23 protein-coding genes and 1 riboswitch are annotated in these 20831 nt (G+C 70.3%); of the genes, 10 read left to right on the top strand and 13 right to left on the bottom strand.

Going from position 1 to position 20831, the window contains the following annotated elements; all coding sequences use genetic code 11:
* Positions 1 to 96: 96 nt before the first annotated feature.
* The 6 genes from ABT336_RS16045 to ABT336_RS16020 all read left to right on the top strand — a co-directional run bounded on the left by ABT336_RS16045 (position 97) and on the right by ABT336_RS16020 (position 5216).
* On the top strand, positions 97 to 858 hold the full coding sequence (locus tag ABT336_RS16045; protein WP_350897375.1) for a DeoR/GlpR family DNA-binding transcription regulator: 762 nt from the start codon (positions 97 to 99) through the stop codon (positions 856 to 858).
* A gap of 60 nt (positions 859 to 918) precedes the next feature.
* Entirely contained in the window at positions 919 to 1908 is a 990-nt protein-coding gene (locus tag ABT336_RS16040) for a zinc-dependent alcohol dehydrogenase family protein (RefSeq protein WP_350897374.1), read from the top strand.
* 172 nt (positions 1909 to 2080) lie between these two features.
* Positions 2081 to 2947 (top strand): ABC transporter substrate-binding protein, encoded by an 867-nt coding sequence (locus ABT336_RS16035; RefSeq protein WP_350897373.1) that lies wholly within the window; start codon positions 2081 to 2083, stop codon positions 2945 to 2947.
* Between the two features lie 2 nt (positions 2948 to 2949).
* Positions 2950 to 3795 carry an amino acid ABC transporter permease gene (locus ABT336_RS16030; RefSeq protein ID WP_350897372.1) on the top strand — a complete coding sequence of 282 codons (846 nt, stop codon included), beginning with the start codon at positions 2950 to 2952 and terminating at the stop codon, positions 3793 to 3795.
* A gap of 2 nt (positions 3796 to 3797) precedes the next feature.
* Positions 3798 to 4541, top strand: coding sequence for an amino acid ABC transporter ATP-binding protein (locus tag ABT336_RS16025; RefSeq protein ID WP_350897371.1), 744 nt, complete (start codon positions 3798 to 3800; stop codon positions 4539 to 4541).
* Between the two features lie 96 nt (positions 4542 to 4637).
* Entirely contained in the window at positions 4638 to 5216 is a 579-nt protein-coding gene (locus ABT336_RS16020; RefSeq protein WP_350897370.1) for a nucleosidase, read from the top strand.
* Positions 5217 to 5231: 15 nt separating this feature from the next.
* Here the strand turns inward: ABT336_RS16020 and ABT336_RS16015 are convergent, their stop codons facing one another.
* Genes ABT336_RS16015 through ABT336_RS16005 form a run of 3 tightly spaced genes read right to left on the bottom strand, consistent with a single transcriptional unit; the run spans position 5232 to position 6609 of the window.
* On the bottom strand, positions 5232 to 5426 hold the full coding sequence (locus ABT336_RS16015) for a hypothetical protein (protein ID WP_350897369.1): 195 nt from the start codon (positions 5424 to 5426) through the stop codon (positions 5232 to 5234).
* Positions 5423 to 5566 carry a hypothetical protein gene (locus tag ABT336_RS16010; protein ID WP_350897368.1) on the bottom strand — a complete coding sequence of 48 codons (144 nt, stop codon included), beginning with the start codon at positions 5564 to 5566 and terminating at the stop codon, positions 5423 to 5425. Before ABT336_RS16010 ends, ABT336_RS16015 begins: the two co-directional genes overlap by 4 nt.
* Entirely contained in the window at positions 5560 to 6609 is a 1050-nt protein-coding gene (locus tag ABT336_RS16005) for a helix-turn-helix domain-containing protein (protein WP_350897367.1), read from the bottom strand. The genes ABT336_RS16010 and ABT336_RS16005 overlap by 7 nt, the downstream gene beginning before the upstream one ends.
* A 476-nt stretch (positions 6610 to 7085) precedes the next feature.
* On the opposite strand from ABT336_RS16005, the gene ABT336_RS16000 reads away from it, so the two are divergent.
* From ABT336_RS16000 to ABT336_RS15990, 3 genes are read left to right on the top strand one after another with little or no spacing between them, the layout of a single operon-like run.
* Positions 7086 to 8450 (top strand): NsdA family TPR-like regulatory protein, encoded by a 1365-nt coding sequence (locus tag ABT336_RS16000; protein ID WP_350897366.1) that lies wholly within the window; start codon positions 7086 to 7088, stop codon positions 8448 to 8450.
* 42 nt (positions 8451 to 8492) lie between these two features.
* On the top strand, positions 8493 to 9011 hold the full coding sequence (locus tag ABT336_RS15995) for an NUDIX domain-containing protein (RefSeq protein WP_350897365.1): 519 nt from the start codon (positions 8493 to 8495) through the stop codon (positions 9009 to 9011).
* Between the two features lie 11 nt (positions 9012 to 9022).
* Positions 9023 to 9247 carry a winged helix-turn-helix domain-containing protein gene (locus tag ABT336_RS15990; protein WP_350897364.1) on the top strand — a complete coding sequence of 75 codons (225 nt, stop codon included), beginning with the start codon at positions 9023 to 9025 and terminating at the stop codon, positions 9245 to 9247.
* A gap of 76 nt (positions 9248 to 9323) precedes the next feature.
* Here the strand turns inward: ABT336_RS15990 and ABT336_RS15985 are convergent, their stop codons facing one another.
* From ABT336_RS15985 to rpe, 9 genes are all read right to left on the bottom strand, one after another.
* On the bottom strand, positions 9324 to 10604 hold the full coding sequence (locus ABT336_RS15985; protein WP_350897363.1) for a helix-turn-helix domain-containing protein: 1281 nt from the start codon (positions 10602 to 10604) through the stop codon (positions 9324 to 9326).
* Positions 10605 to 10840: 236 nt separating this feature from the next.
* Entirely contained in the window at positions 10841 to 11419 is a 579-nt protein-coding gene (locus ABT336_RS15980) for a PIN domain-containing protein (RefSeq protein ID WP_502891188.1), read from the bottom strand.
* On the bottom strand, positions 11404 to 12516 hold the full coding sequence (locus tag ABT336_RS15975; protein ID WP_350897361.1) for a helix-turn-helix domain-containing protein: 1113 nt from the start codon (positions 12514 to 12516) through the stop codon (positions 11404 to 11406). Before ABT336_RS15975 ends, ABT336_RS15980 begins: the two co-directional genes overlap by 16 nt.
* 105 nt (positions 12517 to 12621) lie before the next feature.
* Positions 12622 to 13122 (bottom strand): 6,7-dimethyl-8-ribityllumazine synthase, encoded by a 501-nt coding sequence (gene ribH, locus ABT336_RS15970; RefSeq protein WP_350897360.1) that lies wholly within the window; start codon positions 13120 to 13122, stop codon positions 12622 to 12624.
* A 2-nt stretch (positions 13123 to 13124) separates the two neighbouring features.
* Entirely contained in the window at positions 13125 to 14390 is a 1266-nt protein-coding gene (locus tag ABT336_RS15965; RefSeq protein ID WP_350897359.1) for a bifunctional 3,4-dihydroxy-2-butanone-4-phosphate synthase/GTP cyclohydrolase II, read from the bottom strand.
* Positions 14391 to 14421: 31 nt separating this feature from the next.
* The gene (locus tag ABT336_RS15960; protein WP_350897358.1) at positions 14422 to 15036 is read right to left on the bottom strand and encodes a riboflavin synthase; all 615 of its coding nucleotides are present in this window, start codon (positions 15034 to 15036) and stop codon (positions 14422 to 14424) included.
* A gap of 1 nt (position 15037) precedes the next feature.
* Positions 15038 to 16099 carry a bifunctional diaminohydroxyphosphoribosylaminopyrimidine deaminase/5-amino-6-(5-phosphoribosylamino)uracil reductase RibD gene (gene ribD, locus ABT336_RS15955; RefSeq protein ID WP_350897357.1) on the bottom strand — a complete coding sequence of 354 codons (1062 nt, stop codon included), beginning with the start codon at positions 16097 to 16099 and terminating at the stop codon, positions 15038 to 15040.
* Positions 16100 to 16236: 137 nt separating this feature from the next.
* A riboswitch (FMN riboswitch) is annotated at positions 16237 to 16408 on the bottom strand.
* 62 nt (positions 16409 to 16470) lie between these two features.
* Positions 16471 to 17424 (bottom strand): response regulator, encoded by a 954-nt coding sequence (locus ABT336_RS15950; protein WP_350897356.1) that lies wholly within the window; start codon positions 17422 to 17424, stop codon positions 16471 to 16473.
* 2 nt (positions 17425 to 17426) lie between these two features.
* Complete coding sequence (rpe, locus tag ABT336_RS15945; protein WP_350897355.1) at positions 17427 to 18110, bottom strand: ribulose-phosphate 3-epimerase; 684 nt, start codon at positions 18108 to 18110, stop codon at positions 17427 to 17429.
* Positions 18111 to 18366: 256 nt separating this feature from the next.
* Here rpe and ABT336_RS15940 point away from each other — a divergent pair, with 256 nt between their 5' ends.
* On the top strand, positions 18367 to 19257 hold the full coding sequence (locus ABT336_RS15940) for a septum formation family protein (protein WP_350897354.1): 891 nt from the start codon (positions 18367 to 18369) through the stop codon (positions 19255 to 19257).
* A gap of 126 nt (positions 19258 to 19383) precedes the next feature.
* Here the strand turns inward: ABT336_RS15940 and ABT336_RS15935 are convergent.
* The coding region (locus tag ABT336_RS15935) for an RsmB/NOP family class I SAM-dependent RNA methyltransferase (protein WP_350897353.1) at positions 19384 to 20831 on the bottom strand (1448 nt) is incomplete at its 5' end.

The following is a 20831-nucleotide window of genomic DNA, read 5'->3' as shown; positions in this document are numbered from 1 at the left end:
GGCACCGAATCCACCTGATCTGCGCGTAGACGTTCGGGTCGGAGCCGCCCGGACGGTGTTACAAACGAGAAACACGAGGCCGTCGGGAGGTGCACAGTGGATGCGACGCAGCGACGCCAGCACATCCTCACCATGGCCCGCCGGCAGGGCGACGTCGACGTCAGGCAGCTCGCCGTCGATCTGGACGTCGCGGCGGAGACGATCCGACGCGACCTGAGCCTGCTGGCCCAGCAGGGCCTGGTCCGCCGGACCCACGGGGGCGCTTACCCGGTGGAGAGTGCCCGTTTCGAGACCGCCCTGGAGACCCGGTCGGCCCGGATGACAGTGGAGAAGCGGCGGATCGCCACCGCCGCCGTGGAGCACCTCGGCGACGCCGAGTCGATCTACCTCGACGAGGGCTACACCCCGCAGTTGATCGCCGAGGCGCTGCCCACCCACCGCCCACTGACAGTGGTGACCGCCTCCCTGCACACGGCGGCGATCCTGGCCCCCCACCCGACGATCACCGTCGTGCTGCTCGGCGGGCGGGTACGGGGACGCACCCTGGCCACCGTCGACCACTGGGCCACCGGAATGCTCGCCAGCTTCGTCATCGACCTGGCCTACCTCGGGGCGAACGGCGTCTCCCGCAAGCACGGGCTCACCACCCCCGACCCCGCCGTGGCAGCGGTCAAGTCCCAGGTCGTCGCGGTCTCCCGGCGGGTGGTCTTCGCCGGGGTGCACACCAAGTTCGGTGGCAGCAGCTTCTGCCGGTTCGCCGACGTGGCCGACGTCGACACCGTCGTCACCGACACCGGACTCCCGGCCTCCGAGGCACACCGCTACTCCCTGCTCGGGCCGGTCGTGCTGCGCGTGTGAGCGGCGGGCGGGACAGCCCGGCAACAACCTGGTTCTGAGGACTTTCGAGGGAGCGGTCAAGTGAAGGCAGCAGTCATCGCCACGCCGGGGCAGATCAGCGTCGAGTCCGTCCCGGACCCCACGCCCGGCCCCCGTGACGTGGTCGTCGAGGTGGCCGGGTGCGGGATCTGCGGCACCGACCTGCACATCATGGACGGGGAGTTCGCCCCGGCGTACCCGATCGTGCCGGGGCACGAGTTCGCGGGCACCGTCGTCGCCGTCGGCGCCGACGTCACCGAGGTCCGGGTCGGTGACCCGGTCGCTGTCGACCCGTCCCTGCACTGCCAGGAGTGCTACCAGTGCCGTCGGGGTCGGGGCAACATGTGCGAGCGGTGGAACGCCATCGGCGTCACCGTCTCCGGTGGGGCCGCCGAGTACGCCGTCGCCCCGGTCCGCAACTGCGTGGTGCTCCCCGAGGGGATGAACCCCGCCGACGCCGCGCTGATCGAGCCGCTCTCCTGCGCGGTACGGGGGTTCGACGTCCTGCCCCGACGGCTGGCCGACCACTACCTGATCTACGGGTCGGGGACGATGGGCCTGATGATGATGGAGCTGGCCAAGCGGTGCGGGGCGGCGACGGTGAGCATCGTCGACCCGAACGCCGACAGGTTGGCCACCGCCGTACAGCTGGGGTGTTCGGCCTCCGCCGCCGGTGCCGACGAGCTGGACCGGCCGCGCGGCTGGGACGTGGTGATCGACTGCACGGGTGTGCAGGCGGCCATCGAGGACGGCCTGGGTCGGGTCGCCCCGGCCGGGACGTTCCTCCAGTTCGGTGTCTCGGAGTACAAGACCCGGGCGGGGATCGAGCCGTACCGGATCTACAACAAGGAGATCACCGTCACCGGGTCGATGGCGGTGCTGCACAGCTTCGAGCGCGCCGCCGACCTCTTCGCCGCCGGGGTGCTCGACCCGTCGGTCTTCATCAGCCACCGGTTCCCCCTGGACAGCTACGCCGAGGCGATGGCCCAGTTCCGGGCCGGGATCGGGCGGAAGATTCAGATCGCGTCCTGACCCGTTCGGGTCCGTCGGCCCGCACCGTCGACGGACGGTCGGCCGGGAGCGCCCTCGCGCCGACCCGGTCGACCGTCGCGAACGGGGTGAGCGGGACCGGCGACCAGGATTCCCCATCGAGATGACGGGAAGATCTACTGAGACATCTAGATATGCCTCTACGCTGATCGCCATGGTTCGCATCCCCCGTGTCACCGCGCTCACCGTCGCCGGTGTCGTCCTCGCCTCGATCACCGGCTGCTCCCCGCAGCAGGATTCGACTGTCGCCCCCGCCCCCGCCACCTCCGCGTCCTGTGTCAAGGAGGACCTGCCGACCCGTACGCCGGGCACCCTCACCATCGCCACCGACCAACCCGCGTACCAGCCGTGGTTCGTCGACGACAAGCCCGACAACGGTGAGGGGTTCGAGGCCGCCGTGGCGTACGCGGTCGCCGGGAAGCTCGGCTACACCCCTGCGGAGGTGACCTGGACCCGGGTGAAGTTCGACAGCGCCATCGCCCCCGGGCCGAAGGAGTTCGACTTCGACATCAACCAGTTCTCCATCACCGAGGAGCGCAAGCAGGCCGTCGACTTCTCCGCGCCGTACTACCTGGTGCGGCAGACGGTGATCGCGTTGAAGTCCTCGAAGATCGCCGGGAAGACGTCCCTGGCCGACCTGCGGGGCGCCCGGCTCGGTGCCCAGGTCGGGACGACCAGCTACCAGGCGATCACCGACGTCGTCGCACCGACTGTGAAGCCGCAGGTCTACAACAGCAACGACGACGCCAAGAAGGCTCTCCAGAACGGTCAGCTCGACGGGCTCGTCGTCGACCTGCCCACCGCCTTCCAGATCACCTCGTCGGAGATCGAGGACGCCGTCGTCGTGGGACAGCTTCCCCAGGTCGGCTCCCCCGAGGCGTTCGGGTTGCTGCTCGACAAGAACTCACCGCTGACCGGTTGCGTCAGCGACGCCGTCGGGAAGCTCACCAACGAGGGCTTCTTCAAGCAACTGGAGCAGAGGTGGCTGGCCGAGGAGGCCGGAGCACCCGAGCTCAGGTGAGGGTGAGCGCCTCGGGGTACTCCCCCTCCCCGGCCCAGCAGGCCCGCGACGCGTACCGGCGTCGACAGACGGTCCTCAGCGTGCTGGTCGCCGCCGCCTCCACGGCGGCGATCGGCACGCTCCTGGCGGTCGCTGTCACCGGGGCGCCCGGGTGGTCCCGGGTCCGCGACTCCTTCCTCGACCCGCAGATCGCCCGGGACGCCCTGCCGGAGGTGCTGGCCGGGCTCTGGCTCAACCTCCGGCTGCTGGTCTGCTGCGCGGTCGGCGCGCTGCTGCTCGGGCTGCTCGTGGCGGTGCTGCGGACGCTGCGGGGGCCGGTCTTCTTCCCGATCCGGGGGCTCGCCGCCGGGTACACGTACGCGTTCCGGGGACTCCCCCTGATCATCGTGTTGTACGTCCTCACCCTCGGCGTGCCGGGCCTGCGGTTGCAGGGGATGCCACCGGTGCTGGTCCTCGGCGGGCTGGCGCTGGTGCTCACCTACGGCGGATACCTGGCCGAGGTGTTCCGGGCCGGCATCGAGTCGGTGCACCCCAGTCAACTCGCTGCGGCCCGGTCCCTCGGGTTGACCCACCGGCAGACCATGCGGCACGTGGTCCTCCCCCAGGCCGTCCGCCGGGTGGCCCCGCCGCTGCTCAACGACGTGGTGGCGTTGCAGAAGGACGTCGGGCTGGTCTCCCTGGCCGGGCCGATCGACGCGGTACGCGCCGCGCAGATCGCCACCGCCCAGACCTTCAACTACACCCCGTACGTCGTGGCCGGGGTGTTGTTCGTGCTGCTCGCCGTGCCACTGATCGCGGTCACCGACCAGGTGACCCTACGGGCGGCCCGCCGCCAGTCGGGAGGGTGACAGTGGCAGTGTTGCGGTGCCGGGGGTTGCGCAAGGTCTTCGGGGGGCAGCCGATCCTCGACCGGCTCGACCTGACGGTGGCCGAACACCAGGTGGTGGCGTTGATCGGGGCGTCCGGTTCGGGCAAGTCGACACTGCTGCGCTGCGTCAACCTCCTGGAGGAACTCGACGACGGCGTGATCGAGTTGGACGGGGAGGAGATCTCCGCCCCCGGGGTCGACCCGGACCGGGTACGCCGCCGCATCGGGCTGGTGTTCCAGTCGTACAACCTCTTCCCGCACCTGAGCGTGCTGGACAACGTCACACTCGCCCCGCGTCAGGTGCACCGGCGGCCCCGGGCCGAGGCGGAGGCGCAGGCCCGGGAACTGCTGGACCGGGTGGGATTGGGGGCGAAGGCCCTGGCGTACCCGGATCGGCTCTCCGGCGGCCAGCAGCAGCGGGTGGCGATCGTCCGGGCGCTGGCCAACCGCCCGCGTCTGCTGCTGCTCGACGAGGTGACCTCGGCGCTCGACCCGGAGCTGGTCGGGGAGGTGCTCACCATGATCCGGGGCCTGAAGTCCGAGGGGATGACGATGGTCCTCGCCACCCACGAGATGACCTTCGCCCGGGACGTCGCCGACCAGGTCTGTTTCCTCGACGGCGGCCGGGTGGTCGAGTCCGGCCCGCCGGAACAGGTCTTCGGCTGCCCCACCCAGCCCCGCACCCAGCAGTTCCTGGCCCGCATCATCGAGGCCGGCCGGCTCTGACGCCCGGACTGCGGCCCCGACGGTGACGACAGGAAGAAGATCAGCTCACTCTGCACGGGGTCCCGTCGGACGGGGCAGGACGGCTACCATCGCGCGATGGATCTCCGGGGAACGATCAGTCCACACCGCCCGCTCCTCGTCCTGGCCCTCGCCGAGGAGGCCGCCCACCTCGACACCGACCTGCCGGTGCTACTCACCGGGATGGGCAAGGTCAACGCTGCGATCGCCCTGGCCACAGCCCTGGCCCGGGGTCCGCTACCCGCCTCGGTGATCAACCTCGGTACGGCGGGCGCGCTGCGCCCCGGCAACACCGGGGTCCACGAGGTCAGCCGCGTCCTGCAACACGACCTCGACACCGAGCTGCTCCGTACCCTCACCGGGCAGACCGTCGGTGCCCCGCTCGCCCTCGCCGACTCCGGCCCGGTGCTGGCCACCGGCGACCAGTTCATCGCCGACGACGACGCCCGGGACCGGTTGGCCGCCCAGGCAGACCTGGTGGACATGGAGGGCTACGCCGTGGCCGCCACCGCCCACCACTTCGGCGTCCCGGTCCGGCTGGTCAAGCAGGTCAGCGACGGTGCCGGGGAGGGCGCGGACCGGACCTGGCAGGCATCGGTCGACGACTGCGCCCGACTCCTCGCCGGGTGGGTCCGGGACAACCTCCCCGGCACCTGAGACTCAGGCCACCACTCACCTACCGTCCTCCCGCTTGAGTTCCACCAGGAAGTCCTCATAGTCGCGGGCAGCGGTGGCCGTCCGGCAGTCCGACACCCGGCAGACCGGGCACCGACCGTCCGGGGCGGGCCGGTGGTCGCGCAGGATCCACCGGGCGGACAGGATCAACCGGTTGCGGATCTGGGCCGCCGACCGGAACGGCGCGGTCACCGGGTCAGGCCGACCAGGGTCGCCAGCCGGGCCACGTCCGACGCGGCCGGGTCGCCCCGCGCCACCTCGGCGATCACCGTACGCGCCGTCGGTCGGCACCGTACCTCCGCCGGAGCGACCCGGTCCGCCTCCATCAGCACTCGCCCCGCTCCCACCGGGTCCCCGATCTGGAGGTATGCCCGCGCGACGTCGAGCAGGTACGCGCCCCGGTGCTCGGCCGGTAGTCCCCGCCACCCGTCCCGCCTGACCACCTGTTCGTGCCGGTGTACCGCCTCCCCGCGTCCCCCAGCACGGCCACCGCCACCACCCGGGCCACCTCGACCTCCACCGGCCCGACGTCGATCCGCCGACCGTGGCCGCCTACGAGCGTCGCCGCCGCCTGGTCGAGCAGCTCGGTGACCGCCCGCCGGTCGCCGCACCCGGCGGCGGCCAACCCGGCCTGCACCAGCAGCGCCCCGGCCACCGAACCACCGATCTCGCTCCGGCACGCGACGGCCACCGTCGCCGTCCACGCCAGCCGGTCCCGGCCCGAGGCCCGTAACGCCTGCGCGAGCGGCACCACCGCCGTCGCCGCCAACCCGGGGTCGGTGCCCGCCACTGCCACCGCCCGGTCCGCCGCCAGCCAGGCCAGTTCCGGCTCTCCCAGCTTCACCGCCGACAGAGAGACGATCCGGTACGACCGCACCAGCAGCTCCGCGCCCCGAGCCGGGTCGACGCGGTGGAGTCGTCGGGCGGCGTCGAGCAGGCCCGGCAGCGTCCGGACCAGGAGCGCATAGTGCGCATGCTGGTACGTCAACACGGCGTGCCCCACGTGTCGGTCCAGCTCGGCTGGCGGAACCGGAACAGGTTCCGCCCCGGTCCGGAACACCTCGTAGCTGGTCAGAGCGGCATGGAGCCGCTCCACCCCGTCCAGGCCCGATCCGATGCTCGACACCGACACCATCGCGGCGTCCCGGCCGAGCAGCACCACCGCGTCGACCCGCAGCACCTCGGCGATCTCCTCGATCACCGAGTACCGGTCCAGCGCCCGTACGCCCCGCTCGACCTTGTCCACCCAGCTCTTCGACTTGCCAAGGCGATCCGCGAACACCTGCTGCGTCAACCGCCGCCGTACCCGCCACTGCGCCACCCGCCGCCCGATCGGCAGCTCACCGCGCCCGGATTCGTTGCTGTACAAGCTCATCGGCGTTCACCGAGGAGCCGCTGATAGTGGTCTCGCTGGTCAAGAGCCCTGGTCCGGACGTCACAGGGGTGGAGTCGACCACAGAGACAGAGGCTCAAGCTCGAAAGTTGGTGCGCTGAGAGCATTTCCTGAGCAACCCGAATTTGATCTTTGGCGTAACCATTCATCGCCTCAGTCCCACTAACCACTCTCCGAGTCATTGGGACACCCCAGCTGACAAACTCCACATCGACCTTCTCCCTGCCGCGAGGTGAGCAGATTCGGACCTATCCCGGGTCACAGCACAAGGAGAGCCGACCGACTCATTGGCTCGCCAGAAGGCGAGTCGTGTGCGGAGTTGTGTGCACTTTCCCAAGATTGCGTGGGGCTGTGCACGACTAAACAGGGTTGCGTGGGGTTGCGCGGGTCAGTCCAGGACCAACCCAAGCCCTAGAATCGTCACCGGCGGTAATCTTTTTCTTCCAGGGAGGCAGGGCATGGTGCGGCCCGTCACGAACATCGAATTCGAAGGGCTTCTACTCTCCGCGGGCTACACCGACGGCGGCCACGGAGCCTTTGCCCGGCAGGTCAATCACGCTGGCCGTGCCTTCGGGGCCTGGCGTTACGATGCCGCGAGCGTCTACTGGTGGCTCCGAGGACGCCGCCCGGCCGAGCAGGTCCAGGTCGCCATGACGGAGATACTCGCCCGGAAGCTCGGTCGCCCGGTCCAGGCCACCGAATTAGGCTTCACCACCAGGTACGTCAGCAGCCAGGGTGCGTACCCCACCTCGATCAGCCAGATGATCGACACCGCCGACCGAGCATGGTTTGAGCTGTCACGGCAGATCAGCGGTCACTCTGTCGCAGCGTTCCAACCTGGAATCGCCCTGCAAGCCGCGCTGGCATGGCGGTACGACGGAACCGACCACGCAGCCGACCACGCCGGGAAGCGACCGGTGACGATGGCGGACATCAAGTCGCTGCACGTCGTGGCCGAAAGCTTCACCGACCTCGACCGTCGTCACGGCGGCGGATCCGCCCGCACTCGGGTGATGATGGCCGACTTTCTCTCTCATCAGGTCAGCCCGATGCTGAAGGGTACGTATACCGACCGCACAGGACGCCACCTCATGCGTGCCGCCGCCGTCCTCTCCGGCCAACTCGCCTTCATGTGCTACGACGCAGGCGACCACGGGGTCGCTCAACACCACGTCACGATCGCCCTGCGCCTCGCAAAAGCAGCCGACGACCGCCACTACGGCGCCCATCTGCTCGCGAACCTCGCCACTCAGGCCATCCACCTCGGCCACGCACAAGACGCCATCAGGCTTGCCGAGGCAGCCATCGACGGAGTCGGTCTACCTACCCCGACCATTCGTGCCCGGCTGTACAGCACCGCTGCCAGCGCCTACGGGCGAGTTGGCGATCGGCGCGCTTGTCAGAAGGCGCTCTCCAAGGCCGAGCGAGCCCTCAACCAGACCGTGACCGACGACAACCCATCCTGGGCCACGTACTTCGGCCCCGCTCACCTGGCCGGTGCTGCAATTCGTTGCCTCGGCGACCTCGGTCTGCACCGGCAGGCCCTAAGACACGCGGTCGACGCGATGGCCTTGGATGCCACCAACAGCCGCACAAGGGCGCTGCACACCGCCCTGATAGCAACGACGCACGCCCACGCGGGTGACATCGATTCGGCTTGCACCTGGGGGAACGATCTGGCGGTGCTCGCCCCGCAGGTGAACTCTGCCCGGGTAACCAGCCGGATCCGCGAGTTGTGCGCTCACCTCAGTCCTCACCGAACAGTCCGTCGCGTCGACGAAGTCCTGCAGTGCCTGACGGCGGAAGGCACCTCACCTGCCTGACAGGTCGTCCTTGGCCCCGAAGGGTCGACTACCGTCTTCAGCGTGACCTGGACGGAGCCCGAAGTCTGGTATGCCAACTTGTCCGCTTTCCACGCCGCTGCATCAGCCTGGATCACCGACGCAACCGGCAGGATTCTTCTCGTAAAACCCACCTACCGCGACCACTGGACCTTCCCTGGTGGTTACGTCGAGGAGGGCGAGTATCCCCACCAAGCCTGCGTCCGCGAGGTGCGGGAAGAAATCGGTATCGATGTGATGGTGGGGACGCTACTCGTAGTCGACTGGGCACCGCCCGCTGGACAGCGACCACGATCGCTCATCAGCTTCACTCTTGACTGTGGGAGCTTGGCCGGCCTGAGCGAGGTCAACCTTGCCCGGCAGGAATTGGAAGACATCGCGTTCTTCACTGCAGAGGAGGCCGAGCAGCATCTTCCAAGCAATGTCTCCCCGCGCGTCCGGGCTGCGCTTGCCGCACGGCATCAAAAGACCCCGATATATCTGGCTGCCGGCTCACCACCTGGCGACGGCGGAAGACATGACAGCCACCAAGTCCCGTTCTGAGAGCACCACCGATGTCTGAAGCCGCCTACCTGCAAGTTGCTCGCGACATCCGTGAGCAGATCGCCTCCGGCCAGCTCAAACCGGGCGACAAGCTGCCCTCCTTCGCTGCCTTGTGTCAGCAGTACGAGGTGAGCAACACGGTCATCCGGTCCTCGATGTTGCTCCTCAAGGCCGAAGGCCTCATCGACGGGCGCCAAGGCAAGGGCGTGTACGTCACAGGGCTCCCGCAGAAGTAGCCGACAAGGCACAGCCAGCGGCGGGACCCGAAAGGGTCGCAGCGATCTTCGAGTCAACCCGGTTCAGACGCCTCGATCACACCTTGTGAAGGCGCGGGAGGACCTTCAACAGTCGCTGTAGTTCGGCCACCCGGGCGACCGCCCTGTGGGAGTGGACTCGGCGTGCCATGGCCAGCGCCCGCCCGGCCGTGTCCGCCGCGTGTTCGGCCTCTCCCGCCTGGAGGTACCCCTCGGCGAGCCAGGTCAGGTACAGCGACGTCTCCCGGGGCGTGCGATCACCGTACGCAGCGATCACCCTTTCCAGGATCGGCACGGCACGCAGGGGCCGGTGAAGTTCCGTCCACACCCGGCCGGTCATGATCTCCACTTCGTCGGGAGTCAGCCAGTACGCCCACGACGGCGCGGACTCGGGGTCGCGGCTCGCGTACTCGTCCTCGACAGCGCCGAGTGCCCGTTCGGCAGGACCCACCTCACCGAGTCGGGCGTGCGCCCAGGCGACCCGCTCCAGCAGGAGGCTCCGACCGGTCGCCTCGGCCGCGTGCCGCCCTCCGGAATAGGCCGACCGGGCCAACATGACTGCTTCCCGGCGGTCACCCAGGTTGGCTTCGAGGTAGGACAGGGTGCTCAAGCAGTTCGCCGCAGCAGCGGCGTCACCACCGGCGTGCGCCGCCCGCATACCGGCAAGGTAGTACCGGCGAGCCTCCCCCACCCGCCCGGCGTCCTCGGCGACGAACCCCGCAAGCTGACACAGGTCCGCGATCGTGACGAGCAGCCTCCGGGTCACCCTCTCGGAGTGGCTGCCCTCCCGCAGGAGCCCAGCGGTCGCGTCCAGCTCGGCGCTGACCACCGCGTACGTCTCGGCACCACCGACGTGGTCGTCCAGGCGGCGAAGCTGCCGCACCCGCTGCTCGACTCGGTCGACCGTGCCCGCCCCGACACGCCTTCCTGCCGCGAGTTCGTACCGTTGCGGTGGTTCGGCGACCAGCCACTGATGCGCCAGAACCCTGGCGTCGCCTGCCGTCGGTTCCCGCGAGACGAGGACATCCGCCGACCGTTCGGCGTCGCAGCGCTGCCACTCCTCGCGGTGGTCGAAGATCGACCGGTCACCGACGCCCGACTCCGTGGCGAGGGCGGCCAGTGCACCCCCGGCGTTCAGCGCGGCGTCCAACCGCACAGCGGCCTTCCGATTCGGGGTCTTTCGACCGCTCGCCAGGTCATGCAGGTAACTCTTGCTGTAGTAGGTCCGCGCGGCGAGCGCCCGATAGCTGACGCCTGCCTCCCGAAGCAGGCCTTGGAGGCGCTGACCAAATGAGGAGGCGGTCGCAGTGAAGGCTCCCGGAATCAGGTCGGGTTGCACGCCGCTGGCCGCGAACGACGGCCCACAACTACTCAGGGTATATCGACAGTATCCACTCCGCGCTGCCCCGCCACCCCGACCGCGCCCGAGCCAAGAGGCGCCCGACCATCAGCTGACCCGACAGGAGTGGGCGGCGGTCAACCACCGGCAGTCGATGGGCAGCTGAGGCGTCCAGCTAAGGACGGCCGGGCACAGCTCTCGCAGCGACAGGCCGCAGCTGACTCACCTTGGGTCACTCAGCAGAGCCCCTGCTCAGTGGCCCAACTCTCGAATCCCCCAGCTGGGAACGGCAACCGGTACTGGCTTACCAACAGGTCGTCGGCGAGCGCGCTCACCAGCTTCACTGTCAGTAGATCCTGCCTTATGGCATCGCACAGGAGTGCCAGGGTCGGTTTGAGGGGGATCCCATTCTCGCGCGCCGCCCTTCTACCCGCCCCGTCATCGACTACAGCGACTCCACCGACCACTGAGGCAAGGGCGAGGACTCCCGCCTCACCCTTGTTCCGTTCACCTTTCACCAGCAGCGCAGCGAACTTCGCAAAAGCCAGGATCTCTTCGGATGTCCGGAGCTCTCGGCGCTCGACCCAATCCGCGTCGAGGGCGGCCTTGACTCGATTGTCCATCAGGCTCATCTGCTGCAACTCGTCCACCACGACATCAGGCACCAGTGCCAGCCGATCACCGACCACGGCTTTCAGAACGCCGAGCCAGTTCTGCCGGGCGAAGTGCGCCAAGGGGCTTGTGTCGAAGACGAGGACACTACCGGGCACCCCTTCGGCCCGGGCATTGTTCCCATCACCTACACGAGGTTCCATATGGCACTCTCCGGCAGGTTGGGCAGAACCGGCAGGTCCTCCTCGCTCCAGGTGTCGAAGAGAAGATCAGTGGCGCGTGCCGGCGAGATCATTTCGTGGCGGTAGATCCTCAGCACCGACTCTTCGTACGACCTCGGGAGGTACGGTGCCGCGAGATCGTCGGGGACGACCAGGTTGAATTCCACGATGTCCGCACGAGTTGTTCGTATCGCACGAACCTGCCGACCCTCGGACTGTGCAATCATCCCGATCTCGACGAGGCGGCGGGCCAGGGTGGACATGTCGACCCTGAATGCGCTGCCCACTTTGACACACTTTGCTCGTAGGTCGTCGCCGCGCGCCTCCAGGTCGGCCCACATTCGCCTGAGACCTGTTGCTGGAAGCAGGAGGGCGCGAGCGAAGCGGTCAAGCCGTGCTTCCCACGCGTTGTCGTCCCCCCAGTCGGAGACTCGCCAGTCAACCGAGTACTCGTCCGCGAAGAGGAAATGGCCGAGTTCGTGTGCCGCAGCGAGCCTCCGCCTACCGACGTGCAGGTGACCGTTGACAACCGCCACCCCGCCACGGTCGAGAAGGACGGAAGCCGCATCGGCTGCGTCGCGGCCCAGGTCGAAGGCGAAGACCAAGAGACCGAGGTCGGAGAAGTTGCGGGCGACGTCCACGAGCGGCGCGACTTCGTCCAGCTTGAGCAGGCTTCGGGCAGTAACCGACGAGGCTTCGGCCTCGTCGGAGTTCCGAGGCCGTGGCAGCGTGTCGATCGACCGTGTGACCCATCGTTCGTCACGCTGCGAGGCGAACTCGACGTTGAACGCGACCCTCTCGATCGCCCGGTCAATGGTGGGGCTCTCCGCTCCCGGTTCCTCAAGGTTCCGATGGGAAACGATCGCTGGCGGCGTTTCCATCACGAACCACTCGATCCGTTCACCGAGAGTGGTCGCGATCCGGGCCAGTTCGAGCGCAGAGACTCGACGCCCACCGTTTTCGATCTTGGCGAGGACCGAGCGGTCCAGCGAGATGGCCGAAGCGAGATCAGCCTGGGTGAGACCGCTACGGCTCCTCGCCTCGGCGATGCGCCTGCCCATGGACACGCTGTCACTCACTGTCACGTGTGCGATTCTAGAACATTCCTGCGTTTCGAAACCACGATCCGGCCCGGCACACGGTGAAGGAGCGGGGCATCGTGCGGAGACAGGAGTGGGCGGCCCTCAGCCGGTGAAGCCGACCCGGTGGGCGCCCGCCGCGCCCACGCTGCGGATGGCCAGGGCGGCGTCGAGGGCGGCCACCGTGGCCGCCCAGCCCTTGTCCTCGGCGGACCCGGGGAGTCCGGCCCGGTCGCGGGCCTGGTCGATGGTGTCGACGGTGAGGACGCCGTGGGCGACAGGCTTCCCCTCGTCCAGGGCCACCCGGGTCAGGCCGTCGGTGACCGATTGGCAGACGTAGTCGAAGTGGGCTGTCGCACCGCGTACCACGACGCCGAGGGCGACCACGACGTCACAGCGACGGGCGAGGGCCTGGGCTACCACCGGGAGCTCCACCGAGCCCGCGACCCGGGCCACGACGGTCCGGGCGCCGCACGCCTCGGCGGCGGCGACGGCGCGGTCGAGCATGTGGTCGGTGAGGTCGCCGTGCCAGCGGGCGGCGACCACCCCGACGGTCAGGCCGGCGGCGTCGACCGCGTCCACTCCGGGTTCTCCGAAACCTGCCATGATCATGCTCCGATCTCGTCGCCGGTGGCACGCCGACCGGCCGGTACGTCGTCAAGGTCGTCAAGGAGGTGGCCCATCCGGTCCCGCTTGGTGCGCAGGTAGCGGACGTTCTCCGGGTGGGGGCGGATCGGCAGGCTCTCCCGGCCAGTGACGGTCAGGCCGTAGCCTTCCAGACCGGCCCGCTTCGCCGGGTTGTTGGTGAGCAGCCGCATCGAACGGATTCCCAGGTCGGCCAGGATCTGCGCGCCGGTGCCGTAGTCCCGGGCGTCGGCGGGGAGCCCCAGGTCGAGGTTGGCGTCGACGGTGTCCCGACCGGCGTCCTGCAACTGGTAGGCGCGGAGTTTGTGCAGCAGCCCGATCCCGCGCCCCTCATGGCCGCGCAGGTAGAGGACCACTCCCCGACCCTCGGCGGCGACCCGGGCCAGGGCGGCGTCGAGTTGGGGGCCGCAGTCACAGCGCAGCGAGCCGAACACGTCGCCGGTGAGGCACTCGGAGTGCACCCGGACCAGCACGTCCCGACCGTCGCCGAGGTCGCCGTAGACCATCGCGACGTGCTCGGCCGGGTCGTGCTCCGCGCGGTACCCCAGGGCCCGGAACACCCCGTGCTCGGTGGGCATCCGGGCGTCCGCGACCAGTTCCACCTGCTTCTCGGTACGTCGCCGGTAGGCGATCAGGTCGGCGATGCTGATCAGGGTGAGGGTGTGTTCGGCGCAGAACTTCTCCAGCTCCGGCAGGCGCATCATGGTGCCGTCGTCGTTGACCAGTTCGCAGATCGCCCCGGCCGGGCGGAGCCCGGCCATCCGGGTCAGGTCGACGGCGGCCTCGGTGTGCCCGGGGCGGCGCAGCACCCCGCCGGGGCGGGCGCGCAGCGGCACCACGTGCCCGGGGCGGGCCAGGTCGGTCGGGCTGGTCGCCGGGTCGGCGAGGAGTCGGATGGTGTGGGCCCGGTCGGCTGCGGAGATCCCGGTGCTCACCCCCTCCCGGGCGTCCACGGTCACCGTGTATGCGGTACTGCGCCGGTCCTGGTTGACGTGGTGCATCGGGGGAAGGTCGAGCCTGTCGCACTCGTCCTCGGTGAGGGGGACGCAGACGTACCCGGAGGTCCACCGGACCATGAACGCCACCAGCTCCGGGGTGGCCAGTTCGGCGGCGAAGATCAGGTCGCCCTCGTTCTCCCGGTCGGCGTCGTCGACGACGACGACGGGCCGTCCGGCGGCGATGTCGGCCAGCGCCTGGTCGATGGTGCCGAACTCCGCGTGCTCGAACATGTCACGGCCTTTCGAGTCGATCGACGGTCCATCAGGCGTGCGGGGTGGGCAGGCGCGGGCCGAGCAGGCGTTCGACGTACTTGGCCAGGACGTCGACCTCCAGGTTGACCGGGTCGCCGACCCGCCGGGTGCCGAGGGTGGTCAGGGCGAGGGTGGTGGGGATCAGTCCGACGGTGAACCAGTCGTCCCCGACGTCGGCGACCGTCAGGGACACCCCGTCGACGGTGACGGAGCCCTTCTCGACGACGTACCGGGAGAGGGTGTCGGGGAGGCGGAACCGGACGGTCTCCCACTGGGCGGCCGGTTCCCGGGCGACCACCTGGCCGACGCCGTCGACGTGTCCCTGGACCAGGTGACCGCCGAGGCGGGACCCGAGGGCGGCGGCCCGTTCCAGGTTGACCGGGTCGCCGGGGCGCAGCCCGCCGAGGGCGCTGCGGCGCAACGTCTCCCCCATCACGTCGGCGGTGAAGACGTCGCCGTCGACGACCTCCACCACTGTCAGGCAGACCCCGTTGACAGCGATGGAGTCGCCGTGGCGGGCGTCGGTGGTGACCACCGGGCCGCGGACGGCGAACAGCGCCGAGTCGTCACCGGTGGGGGTGGTTCGGACGATCTCACCCAGTTCCTCGACGATGCCGGTGAACATGTCAGCTCTCCCTCTTCCGGGGTACCGCAGTGATCCGCAGGTCGGGGCCGATCTGACAGACGTCGGTCACGTCCAGGTCGATCGCCTCGGTGATGGTGGTGACCCCGGCGTCGACGAGTGCTGTCGGTCCTGCGCCGAGCAGTCGGGGCGCGAGGTAGCCGACCACCCGGTCGACCAGGCCGGCGGCGAGGAAGGCCCCGGCCAGTCGGGGGCCGCCCTCCAGCAGCGCGGCCCGGACGCCCCGGGCGTGCAGGGCGGCCAGCAGGGCGGACAGGTCGACCCGACCGTCGGCGTCCGCGCCGACCTCCTCGGCGGTGGCGATCCAGGTGCGGGCGGCACCGTCGCGGACCTTCGCGTCCGGCGGGGTCCGGCCCGCCGAGTCCACCACGACCCGCAGGGGCTGTCGGATGGCGAGGCTGCCGTCGCGCAGGTTACGGGCGGTGAGCCGGGGGTCGTCGGCGAGGACGGTGCCCACCCCGGCGATGACCGCGTCGACGGTGCCCCGCAGGGCGTGCACGTCGATCCGGGCCGCCTCGGAGGTGATCCACATGCTGGTTCCGTCGGCGGCGGCGGCCCGGCCGTCGAGGGTCGCGGCGTACTTCCAGATCACGTAGGGCCGACCCCGGCGTACGGAGGTGAGCCAGGCGATGTTGCCCGCCTCGGCCTCCTCCCGGCGGATCCCGACGTCCACCCGGATTCCGGCGGCCCGCAGGGTGTCCCCGCCGCCGGTGGCGACCGGGTCGGGATCGGGTACGGCGATCACCACCCGGGTCACCCCCGCGTTGGTCAGGGCGACGCTGCAGGGGCCGGTGCGGCCGGTGTGGTCGCAGGGTTCCAGGGTGACCACTGCGGTGCCGCCCCGGGCCTGTTCCCCCGCCTGCGCCAGGGCGACGATCTCGGCGTGCGGGCCACCGGCGTACGCGTGGAAACCCTCTCCGACGACGCGGCCGTCGGCGTCGAGCAGGACACAGCCGACCAGCGGGTTGGGGCTTGTCGTGCCGAGCCCCCGCGCGGCCAGTTCGATCGCGCGACGCATCGCCTCGTCGACGGAGACCCCGGTCATCGTCTGCTTCTGCCTCTCGTTCGCCGGTGGTGCGCAGGCGGGTGAGGCAGGCGGCGACGAACGGGAACGGCAGAGCCGAACCCGAGGGGACCCCGTGCGGTGGCCAGGCCGCGGCCAGCACGAAGCCCATCCGTCCCGCGCGCTGTCTCCCATCCGGACTGTCTGAGGGCGGCGAGGCCGTCCTCAACCGTCGGCCCCGGATTCTCACCAGGTCCACCGGGCAGCCGAGGCCGACCGGGTCGCGGGCTTACCACGGCCGGGCCGTGGATCACCGCCGGTTCGGAATCACACCGAGTCCCGCCAGCGCGTGGTGGGTACCTCAGGAAGTCTTACACGCCAACGTCTCGATGTCGCTATTCCCGCGTGCTTCCTCACAGGCTGCGGCGGCGGTCCACGGCGACGTACGACCCGGGCTGCCCCTTGGCCACCGACTTCATCTCGGAGGCCACCGCGATCGCGGCGAGGGGGTCGGTGATCCGTTTGGTGGAGTCGGACAGCGACACGCCGATCGAGAGGGTGACCAGGGCGGCGCGGCGGGTGTTGCCCCGGCGGTCCTTCAACTCGACGAAGCCCCGTTCCCGGTCGGTGGGGTCGTAGAGCTGGTCGGCGGCGTTCTCGAAGTCGACGACCGCGCGGGAGGTCAGGGGGCGGATCTGCTCGGGGCTACAAATGATCACGAAGTCGTCGCCGCCGACGTGACCGAGGAAGGCCGGGGGGCGGCCCACCGAGACCACCGCCCGGTGCAGGCTCCGGGCCAGGGTGGAGATGAACTCGTCGCCCCGGACGAAGCCGTACCGGTCGTTGACGCTCTTGAACCTGTCGATGTCGACGTACCCGACGACGTAGTCGGCACCGGTGCGGATCCGGTCGCGGATCTCCCGGCGGATCCGGCTGTTGCCGGGCAGGCCGGTCAGCGGGGAGACCTCCCGGGCCTCCTTGTTACGCCGCAGGGTGGCGGAGACCCGGGCCACCAGTTCGGCGGTGTCGAAGGGCTTGACCAGGTAGTCGTCGGCACCGGCGGCGAGTCCGTGGACCTTGTCCACAGTCATCCCCTTGGCCGTCAGCATGATCACCGGCAGGGCGGAGGTCATCGGGTTGGCGCGGAGGCGACGGGTCAGTTCCAGGCCGTCGACCCGGGGCATCATCAGGTCGACCACCGCCAGGTCGGGGCGGCGGCCCTCGATGACCTCGAGGGCCTCCTGCCCGTCGGAGGCGTGGACCACCTCGAAGCCGTGCAGTTTCAGGTTGAACTCGACGAAACGGGCGATGTCCGCGTCGTCGTCGACGACGAGGATCAGATCGGGTCGGTCGTCGGCCTGGTCCACGCTCAGTTCTCGCGGTAAGCGCGCTGCGCCAGGGAACGGAGCTTACGGACCGCCTCGGCGGGGTCGTCGGCCCCGTAGACGGCGGTCCCGGCGACGAAGGCGTCCGCCCCGGCCTGCGCGGCCTGCTCGATGGTGTCGGCGGCGATCCCTCCGTCGACCTCGATCCGCAGCTCCAGGTGCCCGGCGGAGACGTGCTGACGGGCCGCCCGGACCTTGTCCAGCAGGTGCGGGAGGAACCGCTGCCCGCCGAAGCCGGCCTTGATCGTCATGATCAGCAGCGTGTCGAAGCTGGGCAGCAGGTCCAGGTACGGCTCGATCGGGGTGTCCCGGTCGATGGCCAGCCCCGCCTTGGCCCCGGCCGCCCGCAGGTCCTTGGCCAACGCCACCGGATCGTCGCACGCCTCGGCGTGGAAGGTGACGTTGTGGGCTCCGGCGTCGGCGTACCCGGGGGCCCACCGATGCGGGTCGTTGATCATCAGGTGGACGTCGAAGGGGATCTCGGTCGCCGCCCGCAGACTCTGCACCACCGGCAGGCCGATGCTCAGGTTCGGCACGAAGTGGTTGTCCATGACGTCGACGTGCACCCAGTCCGCAGCGCCCTCGACGGCGCGGACCTCCTCGGCGAGGCGCGCGAAGTTCGCGGCGAGGATGCTGGGGGCGATGATCAGCGGCGGCGGTACGGTCACCCGGTCAGTGTACGAATGCGGACACCGGCCGCCGTCATCGCGGGACCACCTCGAACCCGTTGTCACCCAGATGTGACCGGTGGTACAGGATTGCCCTCCGGTGTCGGCGTTCCTGGACGAAAGGGCAGCGGTGACTGGCCGATCGAGGGAAACGCCGCAACACTCCAACAGGGACGGTGTCATATGCTGCACGCCCGGCGGCGCACGGCCGTACCGGTCGCGGCAGCCGGCCGTCAGCTCCGGGAAAGGGCAGACGATGCGACGGTGGCTCGGCGCGCTGGCGCTGGCCGGCACGATGGTGACACTACTCGGCGGGTGCGTTCAGCCCACCGGCACAGACGGTGACCTCACCGGTGGTTGGCCGGCGCTGAGACCACCCCAGCCCTTCGTGCCCTCCAGCGGCGTCTGCCTCCCCCGGATAACGGTGGTGGTGCAGGCGAGCACCTACGAGACCGTCGACTGCACCCGCAACCACCTGGCCGAGGCGCTGCACGTCGGGGCGTTCACCGGCCGGACCGCACGGGCCGAGAACCGACCCGATCCGGGGTCACCGGCGCTGCGTACCGCCCGGACCGAGTGCGACAAGCGGGTCCGGGAGGTCCTCGGCGGGGACTGGCGCTCGGCCCGGCTCAGCCTGACCATCGCGGTCCCGACCACCTCCGCGTGGAGCGCCGGGGCCCGGTGGTACCGGTGTGACGTCGCCGAGACCGACAGCATCGACAACGCCCGCCCGGTCAACCGGATCGGCAGCCTCCGTGGCGCGCTGGTCGGCGACTCCCCCCTCTCCCACAGCTGCTTCGACCCGAAGCTGATCAGCGGCAACCTCAACTACATGGCCCCGGTCCTGTGCAGCGAACCGCACCGCGCCGAGTTCGTCGGCGTCTACCAGGAGGAGGACATGACCTGGGAGGAGTTCGGCCGTGCCGACGCCCAGGTGCACCGACGGTGCATGGAACTGGTCGCGAACTTCGCCGCCGTACCCGTCAACAGCGACCTGTCGTACCGGACGGGGTCGATCTTCTATCCGCCGTCGCAGCGGGAGTGGGAGGAGGGCGACCGGGGCATCCGGTGCTTCCTCTGGAGCGACGACCGGAAGCTGACCCGCTCCATGCGCGGCGCCGGCCCCACCGGCCTGCCCGTCATCTGACCGGCCCTCCGTCCGGCCGCATCACCCCCGGTTCTTGGGTCACGCCACCGGGGGTGGACGGCGTCGCGCCCGTCCCGGATTCGGAACGGGCGCGACTGTCGCCGACAGGTGACTGGGGTACGGGGGTCAGGTGCGACGCAGGACGGCGAGGAACATCGCGTCAGTGCCGTGCCGGTGCGGCCAGAGCTGCACCGTCGGCCCGTCACCGAGCCCCGGCATCCCGGCGGGCAGCAGCGGGCGGGCGTCCACGAAGTCCACCGGGACACCGCACCGGCGGGCCGCCTCGGTCACCGTCACGTGGGTCTCCACGGTGTGCGGAGAGCAGGTCACGTACGCCACCACTCCCCCCGGGCGGAGAGCCCGGATCCCGGCGGTGAGCAGTTCCCGCTGCAACCTGGTCAGCGGCGGCAGGTCCCCCGGCTGCCGACGCCACCGCGACTCGGGCCGCCGGCGCAGCGAACCGAGGCCGGTGCAGGGCGCGTCGACCAGGACCCTGTCGAACTCCCCCTCCGGCAGGTCCGGATCGGATCCGACGGTGCGTCCGTCGGTGGTCAGCACATTCACCGGGAGCCCCCGGGTGGCCTCGGCGACCAACCGGGCGCGGTGCTCGGCCACCTCGACGGCGGTCAGCCGGGCACTGCGTTGCGCGGCGATCGCGCCGAGCAGGCCCGCCTTGCCTCCGGGGCCGGCGCACAGGTCGAGCCACCGGGCGTCCGGGCCGTCCAGTTCGGCGGCGACCAGCGCCTCGGCGACCAGCTGGGAGCCCTCGTCCTGGACGTGCGCCAGTCCCTGGGCGACCGCCGGGAGGTCACCGGGTGCCCCGCCGGGCAGGTAGACCGCGTGCGGTGAGAAGGCCCCCGGCGCCCCTCCGACCTCGTCGGCCAGGTCCGCCGCGTCGATCCGCCCGGGGCGGGCGCACAGGTGCACCGGCGGGCGGACATTGTCCTCGATCAGCAGCCGGGTGGTCTCCCCCAGGTCGCCCCCGAGGGCCTCGGCGAACGACCTGACTATCCACTGCGGGTGGCTGTAGGTCACCGCGAGGTGCCCGATCGGGTCGGTGTCCATGGCCGGTGCGAGCTGCCCCGCCCAGGCGTCGGCGTCCCGGGTGGCCACCTCGCGCAGCACCGCGTTGGCGAACCCGGTCGCCCCCGCCCCGACCGTCTTGACCAGATCGACGGTCGACGACACCGCCGCGTGCGCCGGTACCCGGGTGTGCAGGAGTTGGTACGCGCCGATCCGCAACGCGTCGCGCACCGGCGGGTCGATGCGGTCAACGTCCCGTCCGGCGGCGGCGGTCAGGATCGCGTCCAGGGTGCCCAGGTGGCGCAGGGTGCCGTAGGTCAGTTCGGTGGCGAAGGCGGCGTCCCGGCCGAACAGTCCCGCCTCGCGCAGCATCGCCGGCAGCACCAGGTTGGCGAACGCGTCGTCGCGGTGCACGGCGGCGACGGCCTCGTACGCCACCCACCGGGGGCGGTCCACAGCCGGTCGGGCGGACCGGGGCGGGCCACCCCGCCGGTCACCGCCCCGCCGGTCACCGGCCCACCGGTCACCGCCACGCCGGTCGTCGGCCCGCC

This window comes from Micromonospora sp. NPDC000207 (assembly GCF_040300925.1).
Taxonomy (GTDB): Bacteria; Actinomycetota; Actinomycetes; order Mycobacteriales; family Micromonosporaceae; genus Micromonospora.
The sequence above is the reverse complement of the archived record's forward strand: the minus strand, read 5'-3'. Positions and strand labels throughout refer to the sequence as shown.

Excerpts from the sequence above, each read along its gene's own strand:
- ABT336_RS16035 (WP_350897373.1), top strand. The coding sequence starts at position 2,081 with ATGGTTCGCATCCCCCGTGTCACCGCGCTCACCGTCGCCGGTGTCGTC.
- ABT336_RS16020 (WP_350897370.1), top strand. The coding sequence starts at position 4,638 with ATGGATCTCCGGGGAACGATCAGTCCACACCGCCCGCTCCTCGTCCTG.
- ABT336_RS16005 (WP_350897367.1), bottom strand. The coding sequence starts at position 6,609 with ATGAGCTTGTACAGCAACGAATCCGGGCGCGGTGAGCTGCCGATCGGG.
- ABT336_RS16000 (WP_350897366.1), top strand. The coding sequence starts at position 7,086 with ATGGTGCGGCCCGTCACGAACATCGAATTCGAAGGGCTTCTACTCTCC.
- ABT336_RS15990 (WP_350897364.1), top strand. The coding sequence starts at position 9,023 with ATGTCTGAAGCCGCCTACCTGCAAGTTGCTCGCGACATCCGTGAGCAG.
- ABT336_RS15980 (WP_502891188.1), bottom strand. The coding sequence starts at position 11,419 with ATGGAACCTCGTGTAGGTGATGGGAACAATGCCCGGGCCGAAGGGGTG.
- ribH (WP_350897360.1), bottom strand. The coding sequence starts at position 13,122 with ATGGCAGGTTTCGGAGAACCCGGAGTGGACGCGGTCGACGCCGCCGGC.
- ABT336_RS15965 (WP_350897359.1), bottom strand. The coding sequence starts at position 14,390 with ATGTTCGAGCACGCGGAGTTCGGCACCATCGACCAGGCGCTGGCCGAC.
- ABT336_RS15960 (WP_350897358.1), bottom strand. The coding sequence starts at position 15,036 with ATGTTCACCGGCATCGTCGAGGAACTGGGTGAGATCGTCCGAACCACC.
- ribD (WP_350897357.1), bottom strand. The coding sequence starts at position 16,099 with ATGACCGGGGTCTCCGTCGACGAGGCGATGCGTCGCGCGATCGAACTG.
- ABT336_RS15940 (WP_350897354.1), top strand. The coding sequence starts at position 18,367 with ATGCGACGGTGGCTCGGCGCGCTGGCGCTGGCCGGCACGATGGTGACA.